16 protein-coding genes and 1 pseudogene are annotated in these 19,439 nt (G+C 66.4%); 11 read left to right on the top strand and 6 right to left on the bottom strand.

Annotated features, from left to right (window positions below):
* The coding region (locus RT662_RS10400; protein ID WP_313670640.1) for an NAD(P)-binding protein at nt 1-980 on the bottom strand (980 nt) is incomplete at its 3' end.
* Nucleotides 981-1,083: 103 nt separating this feature from the next.
* Between RT662_RS10400 and RT662_RS10405 the strand changes: the two genes are divergently transcribed.
* Both RT662_RS10405 and RT662_RS10410 read left to right on the top strand, forming a co-directional pair.
* The gene (locus RT662_RS10405) at nt 1,084-1,626 is read left to right on the top strand and encodes a hypothetical protein (protein WP_313670641.1); all 543 of its coding nucleotides are present in this window, start codon (nt 1,084-1,086) and stop codon (nt 1,624-1,626) included.
* Between the two features lie 33 nt (nt 1,627-1,659).
* Entirely contained in the window at nt 1,660-3,645 is a 1,986-nt protein-coding gene (locus RT662_RS10410; protein WP_313670642.1) for an NAD(P)-binding protein, read from the top strand.
* 40 nt (nt 3,646-3,685) lie between these two features.
* Here RT662_RS10410 and RT662_RS10415 read toward each other — a convergent pair whose 3' ends face one another.
* On the bottom strand, nt 3,686-5,701 hold the full coding sequence (locus RT662_RS10415; RefSeq protein ID WP_313670643.1) for a hypothetical protein: 2,016 nt from the start codon (nt 5,699-5,701) through the stop codon (nt 3,686-3,688).
* A gap of 186 nt (nt 5,702-5,887) precedes the next feature.
* Between RT662_RS10415 and RT662_RS10420 the strand changes: the two genes are divergently transcribed.
* The 9 genes and pseudogenes from RT662_RS10420 to RT662_RS10465 all read left to right on the top strand — a co-directional run bounded on the left by RT662_RS10420 (nt 5,888) and on the right by RT662_RS10465 (nt 17,296).
* The gene (locus RT662_RS10420; RefSeq protein ID WP_313670644.1) at nt 5,888-7,012 is read left to right on the top strand and encodes a CaiB/BaiF CoA-transferase family protein; all 1,125 of its coding nucleotides are present in this window, start codon (nt 5,888-5,890) and stop codon (nt 7,010-7,012) included.
* A gap of 10 nt (nt 7,013-7,022) precedes the next feature.
* Nucleotides 7,023-8,189 (top strand): deoxyguanosinetriphosphate triphosphohydrolase, encoded by a 1,167-nt coding sequence (locus RT662_RS10425; RefSeq protein ID WP_313670645.1) that lies wholly within the window; start codon nt 7,023-7,025, stop codon nt 8,187-8,189.
* Nucleotides 8,186-9,319: a serine hydrolase domain-containing protein gene (locus RT662_RS10430; RefSeq protein ID WP_313670646.1), complete on the top strand. Its 1,134-nt coding sequence runs from the start codon at nt 8,186-8,188 to the stop codon at nt 9,317-9,319. Before RT662_RS10425 ends, RT662_RS10430 begins: the two co-directional genes overlap by 4 nt.
* Nucleotides 9,316-10,737: a serine hydrolase gene (locus RT662_RS10435; RefSeq protein ID WP_313670647.1), complete on the top strand. Its 1,422-nt coding sequence runs from the start codon at nt 9,316-9,318 to the stop codon at nt 10,735-10,737. Before RT662_RS10430 ends, RT662_RS10435 begins: the two co-directional genes overlap by 4 nt.
* Before the next feature lie 105 nt (nt 10,738-10,842).
* Complete coding sequence (locus RT662_RS10440) at nt 10,843-11,406, top strand: hypothetical protein (protein WP_313670648.1); 564 nt, start codon at nt 10,843-10,845, stop codon at nt 11,404-11,406.
* Nucleotides 11,407-11,538: 132 nt separating this feature from the next.
* Nucleotides 11,539-12,794, top strand: a pseudogene (locus RT662_RS10445) (DNA-packaging protein).
* Between the two features lie 18 nt (nt 12,795-12,812).
* On the top strand, nt 12,813-15,443 hold the full coding sequence (locus tag RT662_RS10455; RefSeq protein WP_409530165.1) for a phage portal protein: 2,631 nt from the start codon (nt 12,813-12,815) through the stop codon (nt 15,441-15,443).
* A 15-nt stretch (nt 15,444-15,458) separates the two neighbouring features.
* Complete coding sequence (locus tag RT662_RS10460) at nt 15,459-15,947, top strand: DUF2793 domain-containing protein (RefSeq protein WP_313670650.1); 489 nt, start codon at nt 15,459-15,461, stop codon at nt 15,945-15,947.
* Between the two features lie 149 nt (nt 15,948-16,096).
* Nucleotides 16,097-17,296: an OmpA family protein gene (locus RT662_RS10465; protein ID WP_313670651.1), complete on the top strand. Its 1,200-nt coding sequence runs from the start codon at nt 16,097-16,099 to the stop codon at nt 17,294-17,296.
* Nucleotides 17,297-17,441: 145 nt separating this feature from the next.
* On the opposite strand, the gene RT662_RS10470 is transcribed toward RT662_RS10465, so the two are convergent.
* From RT662_RS10470 to lipB, 4 genes are all read right to left on the bottom strand, one after another.
* Nucleotides 17,442-17,939, bottom strand: coding sequence for a hypothetical protein (locus RT662_RS10470; RefSeq protein ID WP_313670652.1), 498 nt, complete (start codon nt 17,937-17,939; stop codon nt 17,442-17,444).
* Nucleotides 17,940-18,183: 244 nt separating this feature from the next.
* Nucleotides 18,184-18,483 carry an SCP2 sterol-binding domain-containing protein gene (locus RT662_RS10475; RefSeq protein WP_303782874.1) on the bottom strand — a complete coding sequence of 100 codons (300 nt, stop codon included), beginning with the start codon at nt 18,481-18,483 and terminating at the stop codon, nt 18,184-18,186.
* Nucleotides 18,484-18,565: 82 nt separating this feature from the next.
* The gene (locus RT662_RS10480; RefSeq protein WP_303782875.1) at nt 18,566-18,823 is read right to left on the bottom strand and encodes a hypothetical protein; all 258 of its coding nucleotides are present in this window, start codon (nt 18,821-18,823) and stop codon (nt 18,566-18,568) included.
* Nucleotides 18,824-18,954: 131 nt separating this feature from the next.
* On the bottom strand, nt 18,955-19,439 hold a 485-nt coding region (lipB, locus tag RT662_RS10485; RefSeq protein WP_313670653.1), incomplete at its 5' end, for a lipoyl(octanoyl) transferase LipB.

Here is a 19,439-nt window from a genome sequence, read left to right on the forward strand (position 1 = left end):
AGCAGTCGCGCCACCGATGCATTGCCATCGGGCCAGTGGAAATGCTGGGCTTCGGCGTGAATCTGGCCGGGCAGGGTCATGCCGGCAAAGCCCGGCGCGCGCTTGCTCAAGGCGGCTTCCCAGGCCGGCAACGTGTCCACCCGCTTGTTGTTGCGATAGCCCTGGCCGGTGAAGAAGGGCAGGCTTTCGGGCAGCATCCCGGCATGTTTGAGCAGGAAATCCTGGTAGCTCATGGCCTTCAGCGCCGCCGCCTTGGCGTCGGGATCGAGGCCAGGCAGATAGTCCTTCACCTCGGTGTGAAGGCGGGTCAGGTCGGCGCGGACGGCGGGCGAGAGCGGCGCTTCGGCAAAGAACTGCGGCCACGGCTTCTTGCCGGTGCCGGTGACCAGACGGTCGCTCAGGAAATGCTGGCGGTCGAAGAAGGTGGCATTGCCCAGCCCGGCATAGGCCTTGGTTTCGAACCGTTCATAACTGGCGAGATCGACACCCAGATCGGCCAGCAGCTTTTTCGACGTGAAGCTGTAGGGGAAGGGCGATTCAATGCTCATCGTGCCGCCATAGGCAAGGATGGTGCGCCCTTCGTGGCGGAACTCGTTGCGCTTGGCGTGGCCGCCGAAATCGTCGTGATTATCAAGGATCAGGATCTTGCGATCGTCGCCCAGCGCCTGCCGGTAGAAATGGGCCGCTGACAGTCCGGAAATGCCGCCGCCCACGATAACCAGATCATAATGTTCGCCGCTGTCATCGGCGGCAATGGCACCGCCAAAGCTGCCATCGCGGGCCATGTGCGCGGTTTCGAAACTGCCTGGATATTGCCCGCGCAGGCCGGTCTTCAATGGGGGATAATCGGCAGAGCCTTCTGCTGCCCAAGCCGGCAAGGACAGGCCAGACGCCGCGACACCAACCGCCACACCGCTGATGAAATCCCGCCGTGCAATCGGCCGGTTCATCCCCAACGTCCGATCAGACCAATCGCTCATCACCTGGTTCCCCCTGCCGGCTCTGCCCCTCCGTTATCCGACGAGCGAGACAAGGCCCTGCACACAGGCTAGCATCCCGCCATCGCAGTGCAAGGAGAGGCCGATGCGCCAGACCATCCCGTTGATCGCCGTCATGCTGGCTGCCGCCGTGCCGGTCGCCGCCCAGACCCCGGCAGCGCCGCCGGCAGCCAAACCCACAGAAACCTGCCGGGCCGACAGCCTGTTTCGCCAACAGGATTTCACCGTGGGCGAATGGGATGTGTTCGCCGGCGACAAGAAGACCGCCGAAGTCTCCATGAAGCTGATCCTGAACGATTGTGTGATCGAGGAACGCTGGACGGTGCCCGACGCGGCCCGCGGCGGCAATGGCGTTGGCCTGTTCAACTATTCGCCGCTGCTGAAGAACTGGGGCTATTACTGGGCGACGGATACCGGGGCGACCACCAGTTTCCGCGGCAGCCTGATCAAGCCCGGCGAGATGCGTTATGTCACCGAACGGCCCTTGCCGAACGGCAAGGTGCGGCTGCGTCACTGGACGCTGTTTGCCAACCCGGACGGCACCATCCGCGAACTTTCGGTGGGCACCGAGGATGGCGGCACGACCTGGACCACCGAATATGATCTGAAGTGGGTGCGGCGGAAGTAACGACGGTGGATGCAAAACGGCGGGGGCTGGCCGATGCTGGATGATGACGCACTGGGCATGAACGCCCGCATCAGCCGCCGCGATTTCGTGAACGGAGTCGCGGTGGCGGTCGGCGCGCTCGGGGCTGGGGTGCCGGCACTGGGCGCAGCGCGAGCCGGGGGCATGATCCCGCAAGACGAGACTTACCCCCCGTCCCGCACCGGGATGCGCGGCAGCCATCCCGGCTCGTTCGAAATGGCGCATGCGTTGCGCGATGGCCAGAAACCCGGCGACGCGCAGGATACGGGTGAGACCTATGATCTGGTGATCGTTGGCGGCGGGCTTAGCGGGCTGGCGGCGGCGCATTTCTATCGCAAGGCGGTGGGGCCACAGGCCCGCATCCTGATCCTTGATAATCATGATGATTTCGGCGGCCACGCCAAGCGCAACGAATATGTGGTGGATGGCAAATCCATCGTCATCAACGGCGGCACGCTCAACATCGAATCGCCGGAGCGTTACAACAAATGGGCGCGTTCGATCCTTGATGATCTCGGCATCGATCTGGAGCGCTACAAGCGGACCAACGACGCCAACAGCCGGCTTTATGCCGGGCTGGGCCTGCGGCGCGGCTATTTCTTCGAGAAGGAAGGCTGGGGCAAGGATCAACTGGTGGTGGCCGATCCGGCCCAGCGCGGCATGCGCGGGCCAAGGTTCGGCGCGGAGTTCCTCGCCAAGACGCCGCTTTCACCCAAGGCCCGGGCCGACATGGTGCGGCTGCTCGCCCCCGATCAGCCGGATTATCTGGCCGGCATGGACGTGACGGCGAAGAAGGCCTTCCTCGCCGGCACATCGCTGCAGGACTATTACACCAAGACGGTCGGCCTCGATGCCCAAGCGATGTGGTTCTTCATGACCATGGGCCGCGCCAGCTTCTGTGTCGGCGCCGATGCCACGCCGGCGCTGTTCGGCTGGGTGCAAGGCTATCCGGGCTTTTCCGGCCTTGGCCTGGGCGAGGTGCCCGATGGCCTGTTTGCCGATCTGCACGGCGGCCACCACGGCCGCCAGCGCGAGGGCAAGGAATCCATCCATTTCCCCGATGGCAATGCCACACTGGCCCGGCTGCTGGTGGCGGCACTGGTGCCTGGGGCGACGCCGGCGCGCACGCAGGAAGACATGGCGACCGCCCGCATCGATTATGCTGCGCTCGACAGGCCGGCCAACCCGGTGCGCATCCGGCTGTCCAGCCTCGTTCTCAACGTCAGCCACGATGGCGATGCGGCGAGCGCCAGCAGCGCGACGGTGCGCTATGGGAAGGATGGCAAACTGCAATCGGTGCGTGCCAAGGCGGTGCTGCTCGCCTGCTGGAACGAGGTGATTCCGCACATCATGCCGGAGCTGCCCGCCGCCCAGAAAGAGGCGCTGCGCTATGGCACCAAGGGGCCGCTGGTCTATACCAATGTCGTGCTGCGCAACTGGCGCGCCTTCCACAAGCTCGGTGTGTCCAATTTCTATTGCCCAACCATGTTCCACGACACGGTGGCGCTCACCGAAGCGGCCAGTCTGGGCGGCGTGACCCACGCGCAAGGCCCGGACGAACCGATCGCGCTGCACCTGACGCAATTTCCGGCCGAACCCGGCCTGCCGCGCCGCGATCAGCACAAGGTGGGCCGCGCCCGTCTGCTTGCCACCAGTTTCGAAACATTCGAGCGTGAAACCCGCCAGCAGTTGTTGCGCCTGCTCGGCCCCGGCGGATTTGATCCGGCGCGCGACATCGCCGCCATCACCGTCAACCGCTGGCCGCATGGCTACAGCTATACCTACAACAGCCTCACCGATCCGGTGGAATGGGTCTATGCCCAAAGCCCGACGCGCCCGTGCGTGATCGGCCGCCAGCCCCATGGCCTGGTCGCCATTGCCAACGCCGATGCCGCCGCCAGCCCGCACACCGATGCGGCGTTTGAGGAAGCCCACCGCGCCGTGAGCGAGATCGTGGAGCGGCAGACCTTCCCGTTCGTGCCGCGCGTGCAGCCGGGTTGAACTCAGCCCCGCTGCGCAGGCAGTGACATGGTCTTAGCGCTCAACTGCCTTTGCCGCCGGAACAGTCCAGCGTCCAGGATCGCGCCGGCTTGTCCACTGTCAGTGCATGGCAGCCGGCGGCGCGCAACTGCGTCCGCGTGAGGCGCAGTTCGCGTTCCAGGCCGGCGACGCCCTTGAAATCGGGCCACGGCCTGTTCGCCGGCCAGCCGCCCGGGTCTCTCCGGCCGCTGATCGTGCGCAGATAGTCGGGCAGCAGCGGCACCATTTCCACCTGCACGGCATCAAAGCGCAGTGGCCCGATCACCAGCGGCGTTGCCAATTGCAGGCGCTGCAGCCTGCGTTGGCGATGATCGGCCATTCGCCGGCGCCAGGCCGGGCCATCATACACGCCGCCATGCAGGCGCATCAGATCGTGGCCCAGCGCCATCGACACGATCGGTTCAGCCTGTTCCGTTCCCAGGTCCAGCCCCACAAACAGCGGGTCGAACCCGGGCAGTGTCGCCACCCCCATCACCGACTGGTCGTGCGACCGATCGGCAATCGGCAAGGCCAGCACGCCGCCCGTGCCGGCCGGGGGCGGCGTGGCCAGCCGCAAGCGCAGCCGGGGAACGGGCAGGGCCGCCAGGGCAATGGTGCCGTCGCGGGCCTGTTCGTTCAGCACGGCTGAACCCAACGGAAGCTGCCGCGTGAGCCAGGTGGCGTCGATCCGGCCATTGCGGCCGCCCAGCGCCAGATGAACATCAAGCGATGTCAACGTGACGCCCGATGCAACCTTCTGGTCACGGCTGCCAGCCACGCGGGGGGGCAGCACAGGAAGGCTGGCCACACCGCCGCCGGGGCCAGCCTGTTGCTGCAGCCAGCGTTCCAGATCGTCCGCTTGGCCCAGCGGTGCGAGACGCCGCCACGCCACCCTGTCTGCCGCGTTGCGGTTGAGCAGCAGGCCGGCAAGGCCGCCATCGCCCAGCTGCAGGGCGAACGCCTGCCCGTCGATCGCCACCGGCAGCGGCGCATCCAGCGCCAGTTCCAGCGGCGCGGTCGGCGGCAACACATCGCTCACCAGTTCCGCAACCGGTGTGGTTGGCACAGGCGACGATGGCAGCGCCTGCGTTGGGGGCGGCGGTGCGGCGGGTGCCGTGCATGCCAGTTCCCAAAGTCGCGCCGGTTTGTCGATCAGCAGGCTTGAACAGCCATAGGCTTCGAGCTGAGCACGTGTCAGCACGATATAGCGCGCCACCCCGCGCTTGCGCACGATGCGGCCGCGCACCTGCGCGATGCCGGGATCTTCCTCGGCATCGAACGGGATGATCTGCCCCGGTGCCAGCCGGGCCGTGCCATCGCGCGGGCCGCCCTGGCGCACGGCCACGGCGCGGATCTGGATGGGGCCGATCTCCAGTGGCTCATCCAGTTCCAGCCGTCGCACCGGGCGCTTCACGCCCAGCACAATCTCTTCCTGCCATGGCTCGCCCACCAGCCTGCCGCCCAGCAATTCGGCCAGATCGGCCCCGGATGCCGCTGATACCAGCGGCAATGCTCGCCGGGTGCGCACATCCACGCCGATCAGCAGCAGCCGGCCTTCCATCAGCCCCACGCCATAGGCCGCGTGATCGATATCGCCCACCAGCTGCAGAGCCAGGGATGGTGGCGCGGACGTTTGTGCATCAGCCGCCGATTGCCACGATATGCGAATCCGTTCGTGCGGCAGCGAAAAGGGCCCGATCGTGCCGGCCAGCGGCAGGGACGACAGCCCCGGAAACCAGTACAGCTGCTGGCGCTGAAGACGCTGGGCATGGGCCAGCCAGGCGCTGCCGTGCCGCCCCTGCAGGGCAACAACGCCGCCAATGAACAGGTCGCCCTTGTTGTCGGGCGGCGCCGCGCTCAACCCCAACCGCTGTGCCACCGTGTCGTTCAAGGTGACATGATCAATCGTGGCCGTGCTGACCGCCAGCGAAACGTCAAGACCGTTGATCCAGACCGACACCGGCGCATCCGCATTCACCACCAGTTCGGGGGGCGGCGCCTGCGCAGCGGCCACAGCCGGCCACAGCAGCATTGCCATCCACATCAACCAAGGCATCAGCGCACCACATTACCAATTCGTCATGTTGTTTCGCATGGCCTGTTGTGGGCGGCAAGCCTCATGCCGGGCGCCGGCCCTGTGCCAGCGTCCTCCCATCGCCAACAGCTTGGCCTTCGCCGCCCGCCGTGGCACGGGTGGGGCATAACCGCTTGGGGAGTGATGAATATGGCTGGGCCGCTGCAGGGAATCAGGATCATCGAACTGGCCGGGATCGGCCCGGGGCCGTTTGCCGGCATGATGCTGGCCGATCATGGCGCAGAGGTGATCCGGGTGGATCGGCCCGGCGCGCGGATTGATGCGCGTGATCCGCTGCTGCGCGGCCGGCGGGTGATCGGGGTGGATCTGAAGAGTGCCGAAGGCAAGGCGCTGGTGCTTGATCTGGTGAAGAGCGCCGATGCGTTGTTCGAAGGGTTTCGGCCGGGCGTGACCGAGCGGCTGGGGCTGGGCCCGGCGGAGTGCCATGCGGTCAATCCGAAGTTGGTCTATGGCCGGATGACGGGCTGGGGCCAGTTCGGGCCTTATGCCAATGCGGCGGGCCACGACATCAACTATATCGCGCTGGCCGGCGCCCTGCATGCCTATGGCCGGGCGGGCGAGAAGCCAACGCCGCCAATCAACATGGTCGGCGATTTCGGCGGCGGCGGCATGATGCTGGCGTTCGGCATGGTGAGTGCACTGCTGCACGCCAAGACCACCGGCCAGGGCCAGGTGATCGATTGCGCCATGACCGATGGGGCCGCTGCACTGATGGCGATGATCTGGGGCTTCCGCGCCAATGGCATCTGGAAGGACGAGCGCGGGGTGAACCTGCTCGATACCGGCGCCCACATGTATGACACCTATGAATGCGCCGACGGCAAGTGGATCAGCATCGGCAGCCTGGAGCCGCAATTCTATGCGCTGCTGCTGGAAAAGACCGGGCTGAAGGACGATGCCGATTTCGCCGCCCAGATGAATTCGGCGCAGTGGCCGGCGCTGAAGGAGCGGCTGACTGCGCTGTTCAAGACGCGCACGCGCGATGACTGGTGTGCGGACATGGAGATGACCGATGTGTGCTTCGCGCCCGTGCTGAGCATGAGCGAGGCACCGCACCACCCGCACAACGCGGCGCGCGGCACCTTCGTGGAAGCCGACGGCGTGATGCAGCCGGCCCCGGCCCCGCGCTATTCCGCCACCGTGAGCGATGCGCCGCGCATGACCAAGACGGCCGATACCGACGCGATCCTGGCCGAACTGGGGTACGATTCGGGCAAGGTGGATGCGCTGAAGGCGGCCGGGACGGTGAAGTGAGGGTGAGGCTTTGACCCTCGCCCCCTTTGCCACGCACTGGCAGGCGTCGCGCGGGCGGCTCTATCCAGAGGCGGCTTCGGCCACGCGCAGCCCGTTTGCGCGCGATCGCGACCGCATCATCCATGCCGGCGCGTTTCGGCGGCTGCGATACAAGACGCAGGTATTTGTCGCCCCCGATGGGGATCATTTCCGCGTTCGCCTGACCCACAGCCTGGAAGTGGCGCAGATCGCCCGCAGCCTGGCCCGCGCGCTGGGTGTGGACGAGGATCTGACCGAAGCGCTGGCGCTGGCGCATGATCTGGGCCACCCGCCGTTCGGCCATAGCGGCGAGGATGCGCTGGAACGGGTTATGGCGCCGTGGGGTGGTTTTGATCACAATGGCCACGCGCTGCGGATCGTGACGAAACTGGAATGCCGCCACCCCGGTTTCGATGGCCTGAACCTGACATGGGAAACGCTGGAGGGCCTCGCCAAGCACAACGGGCCGATTTACGAACCCGGCTGGGCGCTGGCCGGTGTCGATGCGGCCTGGCCGCTGGATCTGACCAGCCATGCCGGGCTGGAGGCGCAGATTGCCGCCATTGCCGACGATATCGCTTACGACAATCATGATCTGGATGATGGCATTCGCGCCGGCCTGTTCGGGATCGAGGACGTGATAACCGCCGTGCCATTCGTCGCCGATTGCTGGGCGGCGGTGACGCGGCGCTGGCCCGGCATTTCGGCGCGACGGCGGCTGGTGCCCGAGCTTGTGCGCGAACAGATGGGGCGGATGGTGACGGATCTGATCGCCACCACGCGCGCCCGGCTGGCGGACATTGATGCGCGCAGCGTCGAAGATATTCGCAGCGCCGGCCACACGATTGCCGGCCTGTCGGAAGGACTGTCGGCCGAGGTGCGGGCGCTGAAGGCCTTCTTGCGCGAACATATGTACCGCGCGCCGGCGGTGGCCCGGCTGCGCGATCCTTCTGAAGCGGTGGTGGAAGGGCTGTTTGCCGCGCTGCACGCCGATCCGGCGCAGCTGCCGGGCGATTGGGCCGCGACCTGCCCGGCCGAAGAACCGGCCCGTGCGCGCCATGTTGGCGATTTCGTCGCTGGCATGACAGACCGATATGCGCTGAAACGATATCGTGAACTGGTGGGGCCATCGCCCCTCCCCGAGGAGATGGTAACATGAGTGACGTGCAGGGTTTTGTGCATCCGAAATTCGAAGCCGTGCGCGGCGCCTTTGCCGCGGCCCTGGCGCGCGGTGACGATCTGGGCGCCAGTTTTGCCGCCACGATTGATGGCGAGCCGGTGATCGATCTCTGGGGCGGCTGGGCCGATGCCGAACAGACGCGGCCCTGGGAAAAGGACACCATCGTCAACGTCTATTCCACCACCAAGACGATGACGGCGCTGACCGCGCTGTGGCTGGCGGACCAAGGCGCGCTGAAGTTCGAAGAGAAGGTGGCGCATTATTGGCCGGAGTTCGCCGCGGCCGGCAAACAGGATGTGACCGTGGCGCATCTGATGAGCCACGCCGCCGGCCTGTCGGGCTTTCACGAGCCGATGCAGCCGGCCGATCTTTATGATTGGGATCTGGTGACCAGCCGGCTGGCCGCGCAGGCGCCGTTCTGGGAGCCGGGCACCGCGCCGGGTTATCACGCAGTGACGCAAGGCTATCTGGTGGGTGAAGTGGTGCGGCGCATCACCGGCAAGTCGCTGGGCACGGTGTTTGCCGAACAACTCGCCGGGCCGCTGGGGGCCGATTTCCACATCGGGCTGGATGCGGCACATGATGGCCGGGTGGCCGATCTGGTGCCGCCGCCGCAGGGCGCCAGCATCAGCGATGGGCCGCAATCGGCGCTGGCCAAGAACATGGCGACCAACCCGCCGATCAACCCGCTCGAAACCCGCACGCGGGCGTGGCGGGCGGCAGAGATTCCGGCGGCGGGTGGCCATGGCAACGCGCGCTCGGTCGCGGCGGTGCAGACGCTGATGGCCAATGGCGGTGTTGCCGGCGGCAAGCGACTGCTGAGCGAAGCGGGTGTGAGGAAGGCGCTGGAACTGCAGATTGAAGGGCATGATCAGGTGCTGAACATGCCGGTGCGCTATGGCATGGGCTATGGCATGGCCGGGCCAACGCGGCCGATGCCCAACCCCAACACTGTGTTCTGGGGCGGTTATGGCGGCAGCCTCGTGGTGTGCGACATGGATGCGCGGCTGTGCATGTCTTACGTCATGAACAAGATGGCCGGCACCACCGTGGGCGACATGCGCGCCGGCATGCTGATGGCCGGCGTTTGGGGGAGCCTGATGGCATGAAGCAGGCTCTGATCGCGGCGGCATTGCTGGCGGCACCCGCCGCAGCAGCCGAAGATCCCCACAAATTGGCGTTGGCGGCCGGCTACAAGGCCGCCTTCCTCTGTTCCGGGCGCTGGAATGCCGGACAGGATGTCGCCAGCATCACCCGCGATGATCTGACCGGTATCTACCGCGAGTATCAGGACAGCGTGATCACATTGCCCGCCGCGATGGACGAAGCAACGCGAACCGTATCGGTTAAATTTGCCGACAACATGCCGCCGCGCATTGCGGTGTGGCGGCCTTTGCTGGGCTGCGCGCAGTTGCCGCCGGGCGGCGGGCCGGAGGCCGCATCCGCGTTGCCTAGGCTGGTGCCGGGCCTGACAGCACCTGATCTGACGGCGACCGATGCCATGGCCTGGCCGCTGGGCGATGCTGGCGCTGTGCAGCCATTGAAGAAGCGCAAAGCCCGCGCTGCGCTGGATGAAGTGGTCGCCACCGCCTTTGCCAGTGATCGCACCACGGCGGTGATCGTGCTGAAGGACGGCAAGATCATCGCCGAACGCTATCGCGCCGATTGGACAATGCACACGCCGCAGCGCACGTGGAGCGTCGCCAAATCGCTGACCGCCACGCTGGTGGGCCGGGCGGTGCAGAAGGGGCTGGTGGACGTGAACCAGCCGGCGCCGGTGCCGCAGTGGCAGGGTGCCGGCGATCCGCGCGCCGTCATCAGCTGGAACCAGCTGCTGCGCATGAACAGTGGCTTGTGGACGGCGGGGCCGGGCAACCGCACGGACGAGGTGTATGTGGGCGGCGCGCTGGTGGCGCAGACGGCGGCAACGATGCCGCTGGAGTATGCACCGGGCAGCCACTTCAATTACAGCAACAACGACATCATGCTGGCCGGGATGGCCCTTTCTCGCACGCTGGCGAAGGATGGTGGCCGCCACGCGGCGCTGGCCTTCCCGTTCACCGAACTGCTGTGGCCGCTGGGCATGACCCGAACCACGCCAGAAACCGACTGGCAGGGCGATTTCGTGCTGTCGAGCCAGGTGTGGATGACGGCGCGCGATCTGGCCCGGCTGGCGTTGGTGTATCAGAATGGCGGCAAATCAGGGCTTGGGCCGGGCGGCCAGCAGCTGCTGCCGTCCGATTGGTCGGCGTTTGTAGAAGCCCCGGCGATGACGCAGCCGCAAGGCCGCTCGGAAGGCTATGGCGCCGGCTTCTGGCGGTGGGGCGGGCTGGGCGCGCATGATGCCGTGCCGGCGCTGCCCGTTGGCACCTATGCGATGAACGGCAATCGCGGGCAGTTTGCGGTGATTGTGCCGGGCCGGAACATCATCGTGATCCGGCGCGGCTTCGATCTGCCGGCCGCGCCTTTCGCGATGCCGCGCTTTGCGGCGGAGGTGGTGGCGACGCTGGATAAAATAACCAAATAGGCACTTTATTCATTGACAAGCGTAACACTTTTGGTTATCAATACGGCATGCGTGCGGAATCGGCCTGAACAGAGCTGAAGCCGCCGCCTTCCAGGAGCTTCCTGCATGCTTGATGCGCTTGCCGCGCCGGCGATGGCTGGTGACATGTCTGCTGTGGTTGAAACGGCCGCACCGGCCCGCAAGCCGCGCGACCGTTCGCTGGAACGGCACCGCCATCGCCCGGGCTCTCGCGAAGCGCGGCGGCTGGTGGGCAGCCGCAAGGATCGCATGGCCTTTCTGGAATTGCTGGCCCGGCATGGCGATCCGGCCGTGGCCGCTGATGAACTGGGCCTGCCGCTGTTCGTGCTGTTCCGTCACCGCGATGCCGATCCGGCCTTTGCCGCCGAATGGCTGGCCGCGGTGAATTACGCCTGGGAACGGGTGGAAAGCCGGGTGCTGGCGGCATTGTTGAGCGACACGACCGAAACGCCCGATGAAACGGGCAAGCCCGCGCGCAGAACGACCGTGGGATCGGGCATGATCGATACCAGGCTGGCCCTGGCCATCGTGGCGCGGCGCGACAAGCCGGTAACGCACAAGGGCGCCGTCCGACCGCACGACGGCGCCGCCGCCGCGCGGCTGCGCGCCGAACTGCGGGCGCTCGCTGGCCTGACCGACGCCGGCAAGTGAGCCCCGCCGGTTCGCCCGGCTGACCCACTTTCCCCGACTTGAGTCCGGTTGCAGCCGGCGCAGCCGGAGTATTGCGCGATGGCGGATGCGGGCGATGGCCTTCCCCTGATCGAGCTGTTTCGATTGTTGTCGATGGATCGTCGCCGCCGGTTTCTGCGGCGTCATGGTGAGGACAGGCTGCTGGAAGAGTTGCTGGGTGAAGGCAGCCTGCGCCCGGCCCAGTGCCCGCCCGCCGGCGATTGGGGCATCTGGGTGGTGCTGGCCGGGCGCGGTTTCGGCAAGACTCATGCCGGCGCGCACTGGGTGCATGCCCGCGCCGCTGGGCCACGGCCGCGCCGCATTGCGCTGGTGGCGCCCACGCTGGATGTGGCCCGCGCCGTGATGGTGGAAGGCGAATCCGGCTTGTTGGCGCGGTTGCCGCCGGGTGAGCAATTGACCTGGCAGCCCAGCGCCAAGCGGCTGTTGTGGGGCAATGGCAGCGAGGCCCGGCTTTATTCGGGGGCGGAGCCCAATACCCTGCGCGGCGGCCAGTTCGATTATGCCTGGGGGGATGAATTTGCCCATTGGCCGGGCGGCGAAGACACGGTGATGAACCTGCGCATGGCGACCCGGCTGGGCGCTGCGCCGCAGATATTGCTCACCACGACGCCGCTGCCACTGGCGTGGTTGAAGGCCCTGATTGCCGAAGCTGGCGTGGTGCTGACGCGCGGCCACACGGCAGATAACGAAGCCAATCTGCCGCGAACCTATCTGGCGCGAATGGAGAAGCGCTTTGGCGGCACGGCGACCGGCCGCCAGGAACTGGCGGGTGAAATCGTCGACGATCTGGCCGGCGCCTTGTGGACCCGGGCGCTGATCGAGCGTCAGCGGGCGGCGATGGTGCAGGGGCCAGCACGGGTGGTGGTGGGTGTTGATCCGCCGGCCGCGGGTGGCACCTGCGGGATCGTGGTGGCGGCGCTGGGCGAGGATGGCCAGGCCTATGTGCTGGATGATGCCAGCGTGACCGGGCAGCGGCCGGAACAATGGGCGCGGGCGGTGGTGAAAGCCGCCGATCGCTGGCAGGCCGATCGGGTGATTGCCGAGGTGAACCAAGGCGGCGAGATGGTGGTGGCGACCCTGAAATCCGTCGACGCCGCGCTGCCGGTGCTGACCGGGCGAGCCGCGGCAAGGTTGCCCGGGCTGAGCCGGTGGCCGCGCTGTACGGCGAAGGCCGGGTGTATCATGCCGGGGTGTTTCCGGCGCTGGAGGACCAGTTGTGCGGGCTGCTCGCCGATGGCCGCTATGCCGGGCCGGGGGCCTCGCCAGATCGGGCCGATGCCTGTGTGTGGGCGCTGACAGCGCTGTTGCTGGCAAGCCGCGCCGGGTTGCCGACTGTTCGCAATCTCTAACCAAAAGGGTTATCCGTCATGCGATTGCCGTTCTTGCGGACGAAGTCTGCTGCGCTTGGCGCAGGACCGCGCATTCCGAGCTGGGCCACACCGCTGGTGGAGGAGGGCAGCAGCTATGCCGGCCAAGTGCAGGCAGCGTTCCTGGCCAACCCGGTGGCGGCGCGCGCTATCCGCATGGTCACCGAGAGCGCCGGCGGTGCGCCGGTGGTGAGCACGCCGGGCGATCACTCGGCGCTGGCGCTGCTGCACAGTTGCGGCTTTGGCGCGTCGGGGCCGGGCCTGCTCGAAACCCTGGCCGGGCACATGTTGTTGCATGGCAATGCCTATATCGATGTGGCGGTGGGTGCCGATGGCCTGCCGGCGGCGCTGTTTGCGCTGCGCCCGGAACGGGTGAGCATAGAGGTGGATGGCGAAGGCTGGCCGGCGGCGCATGTCTATCGCGCCGGAACGGCGGTGCGGCGCTATCCGGTTGGGGCGAACGGCGGCCTGCTGCACATCCGCAGCTTCCACCCGACCGATGATCATCATGGCGCCGGTTGCCTGGGTGCGGCGGCGAGCGCGGTGGCAGTGCACAATGCGGCGACGCGCTGGAACAAGGCGCTGCTGGACAATGCGGCGCGGCCCAGCGGAGCACTGGTGTACCAGCCTGGTGACGGATCGACGCTGAGCCCGGACCAGTTCCAGCGCTTGAAGACCGAGATGGAAGCCGCGTTTGCCGGTGCCGCCAATGCCGGGCGACCGATGCTGCTGGAAGGCGGGCTGAGCTGGCAAGCGCTCAGCCTGTCGCCGGCGGAGATGGATTTTGCCGGCATGCGCGAGGCGGCGCGGGCGATCGTGGCCATCGGCCGGGTGTGGGCGGATGGCAAACTGCTGCGTGATGCGGGTGGCCAGTGGTTGCAGCCGGTGACGATGCGCCTGCACACTGGTTCCGAGCGCCAGGCGCCCGATCCGCTGATCGCGGCGGCCGAAGGCGAGGCGCCGGCGTTTCGCGGCCTGGCCTATGCGGTGTTCGAGGATCTGCCGCTCGCCGAATTCGGCAACCGCCTGCCCAATCTGTCGTTTGAGCTCATTGCCGATGATGCGCCTGTGCCGCTGGGCGCGGCGCTGGCGGAACTGGCCGCCAGAGCCGGCGTGAACCTGCCGGTGAGCGGTGATTTTCCCGAGGTCGCCGGGCTTTATCTTGGCGCGGCGGCCCCGCTGGCCGATTCGCTGGCGCCCTCGCTTAAGGCCAGTGGCGCGGTGCTGGCGGCTGGCCGGGCGTTGGTCGGGCCCGGCCAGCCGGCGCTGGCGATTGCGCCCGGCGGGTCCGCCGATGCCCGCGCGGATGGCCGCCAGCAGGCCAAGGAACGCCATCGCCGCAATGCCGCTGCGTCGTCGCCGGATGCGATCGAGCTGGGCTATTACGACGTTGATCGCGATTATCAGCCCGGCCTGCAGCGGGCGCGTTTGCGGGCCGGGGTGCGCGTTGATGGCGATGGCCTGCCCCTGGCGCTGTCGGCCGCCGCTGCCAAGCAATTGTGCCATGATCGCCTGTTGCGGCTGGCGGCGGCCCGGCAACAGCGCACCCTGCGGTTGCCGTGGCGGTATCTTGGCATCAATCCCGGCGATGTGCTGCGGCTGGACGATCTGGACTGGCAGGTGCGCGAAACCCGATTCGAAAATTTTGTGCTCACGCTCGAACTGGCGCGGGTCGGTACGGCAGCCGCGCTGGCGCAGCCCAGTGATCCAGGCCGGGCGCTTGTGCACGGCGATCAGGCCGCCGGCCCGACCACTTTGCTGGCGCTCGATCTGCCGCCCTTGCCCGGCGAATTGCCGGACGGCCCCCGGCTGTGGATTGCCGGTGCCGGTGCCTCTGCGGGCTGGCGGCGGGCGGGCGTGACGCTTAGCCTTGATGATGGCGCCAGTTATGAGCCGGTCGGCCCGCTGTCGGCACCGGTGATGATGGGGCGCGCCGTTTCGATCTTGCCCGCGGCGATCCCGGCAGGATGGGATCGCTTGGGCCAGGTGGAAGTGGAATTGCTTGCCGACAGCATGTGGCTGGAAAGCCGCAGCGAATCGGCCGTACTGGCCGGCGCCAATCTCGCCTTGCTGGGGGATGAGATCATCCAGTTTGCGACGGCCGAGGCGCTTGGCAACCGGCGCTTTCGTCTGACGGGCCTGCTGCGCGGACGGCGGGGCACCGATCTGGCGGTGGGTACCCATGCGGCCGACGAACGATTCGTGCTGCTGGACCAGGGTGCCATGCTGGCCGTGCCGCTGCCATTGGAACGGCAAGGCCAGGCCGCGTTGCTGCGCGCCACCGGTGCCGGCGATGCAGCCACCCTGCCGGTGGCCGCCACCCTTGGCGGCGCTGCCATCAGGCCGTTGTTGCCCGTGCATCTTTCGTGGCGGCGGCAGGCCGGGCAGCTGCACCTGGCCTGGATTGCCCAGAGCCGGGCCGGCTTTGGCTGGCCCGATCTGGCCGATGTCCCGATCGGCGAAAGCCGGCTGGCGTTTCGCGTGGCGTTGCGCGACGCGGCGGGAACCGTCGCGGCAGCAGAGGTGAATGCACCGTCGTGGACCGTGGCTGATCGGGCCGGACCTCTGTGGCTGGATGTGGCCCAGGTGGGTGCCACGCTGGGCCCTGTCGCCACTTTGCCCATCACCTGAACTGGAGGCCGATCCATGCCCGAAACACCTCGCCTTGCCCTGCCGCTGATTGCTTCCGGCCAGGCCCAGAAAGACGTCACCCACAATGAAGCGGTGCTGGCCCTGGATCGGCTCGTCGCACTGGTGGTCGCATCCCGGAGCCTGACGGTGCCGCCAGCCACACCGCAGCCTGGCGCCTGCTATATCGTGCCCAGTGCGGGAGGGGTTGCCTGGGGCTATCCGGCCGGAACGCTCATGTACTGGCAAGAATCGGGCTGGTTGGCCGCAAGTCCCCGCGATGGACAGATCGTGCTGGTTGATGACGAAGAGGTGATGCTTGTCCGCAAGGGCGACTGGCAAGCCAAGTGGCCCACTTTGGGTCTTTCCATCAATGGCCGCAGTCTCTTGGCTGCCACGCCAGCCATCATTGCCATGCCCAGCGGCGGGGGCACGGTGGACAGCGAAGCCCGTGCGACGCTTGCTGCATTGCTTGCGGCCTTGCAGCAGCAGGGCATAATTTCCTGAAATCAGTGTGCGCTGTCGCCATTTTCCGCTTTGAACTGTTGCGCTGAGGCAACAATCTCTGCCAATCCAGACTTGCATCCCCGCAAGCGCCTGCGTTACAGACAATCTTGAGGCCAGAATAGGACTGGTTCAACACAAAGGGGAAGACGATGCGCAAGTTTGCGATCGGCCTCGCCCTCGCGGCCACCGCGCTTTCGAGCGCGGCCACTGCGAAGGACAAGGCTTGGTATATTGGGCTGGAAGCGGGTGTGAACCTGCTGCAGAAGCAGAGCCTGGACATTTCCACCGCCAATGGCGCGACCACGGTCAACAACTCTATCACGCACACCTATTTCCCCGGCTACGATGTCGGTGGGAATGTCGGTTACGATTTCGGTGGTTTCCGCGCCGAATTCGCGCTGAACTATCTGCGTTCGAAGAACCGTGAATCGAACCTGCTGAACCCGCCGCCGGCGATTCCGCACACGACCGCGGCTGGCGTTAACACGGTCGGCGTTCCGCTGACGCGTCAGTACCCGGATGCCGGTGGCACTGCCAGCGCTCTGGCCTTCATGCTGAACGGCCTCATCGATTTCGGCGGCAAGGACAAGGACTTCGGTGGCTACATCGGCGCCGGTGCCGGTATCGCCCGCGTCAAGCAGTTTGCGCGCCTGCGCAACCCCGGCCTGGTGTTCCAGGACGATGCTGACACGTCGTTCGCCTGGAACATCCTGGCTGGCGTTTACAAGCCGATCAGCGACCATGTCGATGTCGGCCTGAAGTATCGCTGGATGAACGTCAATTCGGTTGACACCTTCACCGTCAACGGTCTGCCGGTCTCCAACAGCTTCCGCAGCCACAGCGTGCTGCTGACGCTGACCTACAACTTCTTCGAGGCTGAAGCGCCGCCGCCGCCGCCGCCGCCTCCGCCCCCGCCGCCCCCGCCGCCTCCGCCCGCACCGGCCCCGCTGCCGCCGTGCCCGCCGGCTGCTGTGACGCCGGGTCCGTTCCTGGTCTTCTTCGATTGGGACAAGTCGGCCATCACGGCTGAAGCCGCTGCGATCCTCGATCGCGCCGCGGAACAGTTCGCCGCCACTGGCCAGACCAGTGTTGCGCTTGCCGGCCACGCCGACAAGTCGGGCAAGGACGACTACAACGTGAAGCTGTCGCAGCGTCGCGCTGATGCCGTGAAGGCCTATCTGGCCGGCAAGGGCGTCCCCGCCGATGCGATGGGCACCGAAGCGTTCGGCGAAGGCCGTCCGCTGGTTGATACCGCCGATGGTGTGCGTGAACCGCAGAACCGTCGCGTGGAAATCACCTTCAGCGGTGCTCCGGCGCCGGCCCCGACGGGCCCCTGCCAGCCGCAGTAAGCGGCCAACAGGCTGAACGAAATCGGGGGAGCGGCTCAGCCGCTCCCCCTTTTTCTTTGCCCAGTATCAGCGTGGGAAGAGTACAGGCAGACGCTGACCGCGCGTACACGCGGGTTAAGCAAGCAATCAGCCAGATGGCTGAAGGTCAGTTTTCGGTGAGGTCGGCCAGATCCAGCTGCACGTCAGGCAGCGGTGGCAACGGCGGCACATTCAACCCGGCAGCCGGTGGCACATAGGCCAGTGCGGCACGCAGCTCCGGCACCATGGCCTCGGCGATCCGCCCCATTGCCCCGACATCGCCAACACGCAGCGCCAGCCCAGCCTGGCCTGCCGCCCAGCAGAAATTATACTGCGCATCCAGAGTCGAAAAACTGTTGTAGCTGCGTGTGTTGTAGCGATCAAAGGCCGCTGCGCCGCCGCGCTTCACTGTTCGCGCATAATGGCTAAGCATCGTCGTCTGGGCTGATATCAGCTCACTGCCGTGCTTCTTCAGCATCTGGTTGTAGTTATCGACGGTGCGCAGAAACGGTGAATATTGGCACTGCAAGGCAGCAACGTTCAGTGCGGCGCGCAATGTCCACACCGCATGAGCGCGCGTTTCAGCCGGAGTAGCCCTGACCAGAACCACCGATTTGGGCACCATGATGCCAGCTGTTGTCGGGGGCAGTGGTGCCACCGGCTTGGGCGGCATTCGGCTGGCGGCCTTGGCCGGGGCCTTGCGAACTGGACCCTTCCCTTTGCGCGGTGGCGCAGCGTCGGCGGCGCTCGCCACCAGAATAGAACTCAACGCCAGCCACAAAATTGAACGCATCAATTACCCATTCAAAAAAGAGGCTCAGGCCACCGGGCCGGGCAAACCCCACGCCCGGTGAGCCATCACGGCTGGTTCAGCCCAGGATGCTGCCCAGCGACAAGGCGACCGACATGTCGCCTTCGATCTTGAGCTTGCCCATCATGAACGCCATCTGCGCATTCTGCTTGCCCGTGGCGATATCCATGAAATCAGCCATCGTGACCTTGATGCTGCAGGCGGTGGGGCCGTCTTCATTGCTGACGACGACGGGCGAGACGGTATCATCAATGCGCACCAGGCCATCGGCGCCGAAATCGAACTTCACGGACTTTTTGAACTGGCCACCGGCGCCCATGCGCTCGGTCATCTGTTCCGTGATCTGTGCAAGGCTCATGGTAATTCCTTCCCCAAACAAGAAAAAAGGGCCGCCCCAAGCGGGACGGCCCTTCCTAACGCAATTCGACGAAAAGTCGAAATTACTTGGCTTCAGCCGGAGCGGCTTCAGCGGCCGGAGCAGCGGCGTCAGCGGCCGGAGCAGCGGCGTCAGCAGCCGGAGCAGCGGCGTCAGCAGCCGGAGCCATGGCGTCAGCAGCCGGAGCGGCTTCCGGAGCGGCTTCAGCGGCCGGGGCTTCAGCGGCCGGGGCTTCTTCAGCCTTCTTTTCGCCGCAAGCGACGACGAGCAGAGCGGCGCCAGCGATGATCGAGGCAGTCTTCAGCTTTTCAACGATGGTCATTTCTAATCTCCTTGGACGGTAACGCCTGAACCCAGGACGAGTTGGGTCGGCTCGGCCTTAATCCCCCAACTGTGGTAGACATTAGCGAGACGCGTGAAATCGCGCAAGCGGGTCGTTGCATCAAGCCGGGGTCATGCGACGAGACGTGCAAGCATGGCGGGCAAATGGCGCGCGAGCGACTGATCGACGTCGGCCAGCGTTGCACCGTGCCCCAGCGCCGCCAGACTGGTGACCGGCTCGGACAGGCCGCAGGGGATGATCCCATTGAAATCATTGAGATCTGGCGCGACGTTCAGCGACAAACCGTGAAAACTTACCCAGCGTTGCACACGCACACCGATGGCGGCGATCTTCGCTTGCCCGTCCGCCGTGTCCACCCAGACGCCCACTTTGCCCGGGATGATGCGGCCAGCGATCCCGAAATCGGCAAGCGTGTCGATCAGCCAGCCTTCCAGTGCTGCGACAAAACGCCGAACATCACGGCCGCGCGCTGCCAGATCCAGCATTACATAGACCACCCGCTGCCCGGGACCATGATAGGTGTAGCGCCCGCCACGACCGGCGCTGAAGACCGGAAATCGTTCAGGATCAATAAGTTCGACAGGATCAGCGCTGG

The organism is Sandarakinorhabdus sp. (genome assembly GCF_032115815.1).
Lineage (GTDB): Bacteria > Pseudomonadota > Alphaproteobacteria > Sphingomonadales > Sphingomonadaceae > Sandarakinorhabdus.

Excerpts from the sequence above, each read along its gene's own strand:
- RT662_RS10405 (WP_313670641.1), top strand. The coding sequence starts at position 1,084 with ATGCGCCAGACCATCCCGTTGATCGCCGTCATGCTGGCTGCCGCCGTG.
- RT662_RS10410 (WP_313670642.1), top strand. The coding sequence starts at position 1,660 with ATGCTGGATGATGACGCACTGGGCATGAACGCCCGCATCAGCCGCCGC.
- RT662_RS10415 (WP_313670643.1), bottom strand. The coding sequence starts at position 5,701 with ATGGCAATGCTGCTGTGGCCGGCTGTGGCCGCTGCGCAGGCGCCGCCC.
- RT662_RS10420 (WP_313670644.1), top strand. The coding sequence starts at position 5,888 with ATGGCTGGGCCGCTGCAGGGAATCAGGATCATCGAACTGGCCGGGATC.
- RT662_RS10430 (WP_313670646.1), top strand. The coding sequence starts at position 8,186 with ATGAGTGACGTGCAGGGTTTTGTGCATCCGAAATTCGAAGCCGTGCGC.
- RT662_RS10435 (WP_313670647.1), top strand. The coding sequence starts at position 9,316 with ATGAAGCAGGCTCTGATCGCGGCGGCATTGCTGGCGGCACCCGCCGCA.
- RT662_RS10440 (WP_313670648.1), top strand. The coding sequence starts at position 10,843 with ATGCTTGATGCGCTTGCCGCGCCGGCGATGGCTGGTGACATGTCTGCT.
- RT662_RS10455 (WP_409530165.1), top strand. The coding sequence starts at position 12,813 with ATGCGATTGCCGTTCTTGCGGACGAAGTCTGCTGCGCTTGGCGCAGGA.
- RT662_RS10460 (WP_313670650.1), top strand. The coding sequence starts at position 15,459 with ATGCCCGAAACACCTCGCCTTGCCCTGCCGCTGATTGCTTCCGGCCAG.
- RT662_RS10465 (WP_313670651.1), top strand. The coding sequence starts at position 16,097 with ATGCGCAAGTTTGCGATCGGCCTCGCCCTCGCGGCCACCGCGCTTTCG.
- RT662_RS10470 (WP_313670652.1), bottom strand. The coding sequence starts at position 17,939 with ATGGTGCCCAAATCGGTGGTTCTGGTCAGGGCTACTCCGGCTGAAACG.
- RT662_RS10475 (WP_303782874.1), bottom strand. The coding sequence starts at position 18,483 with ATGAGCCTTGCACAGATCACGGAACAGATGACCGAGCGCATGGGCGCC.
- RT662_RS10480 (WP_303782875.1), bottom strand. The coding sequence starts at position 18,823 with ATGACCATCGTTGAAAAGCTGAAGACTGCCTCGATCATCGCTGGCGCC.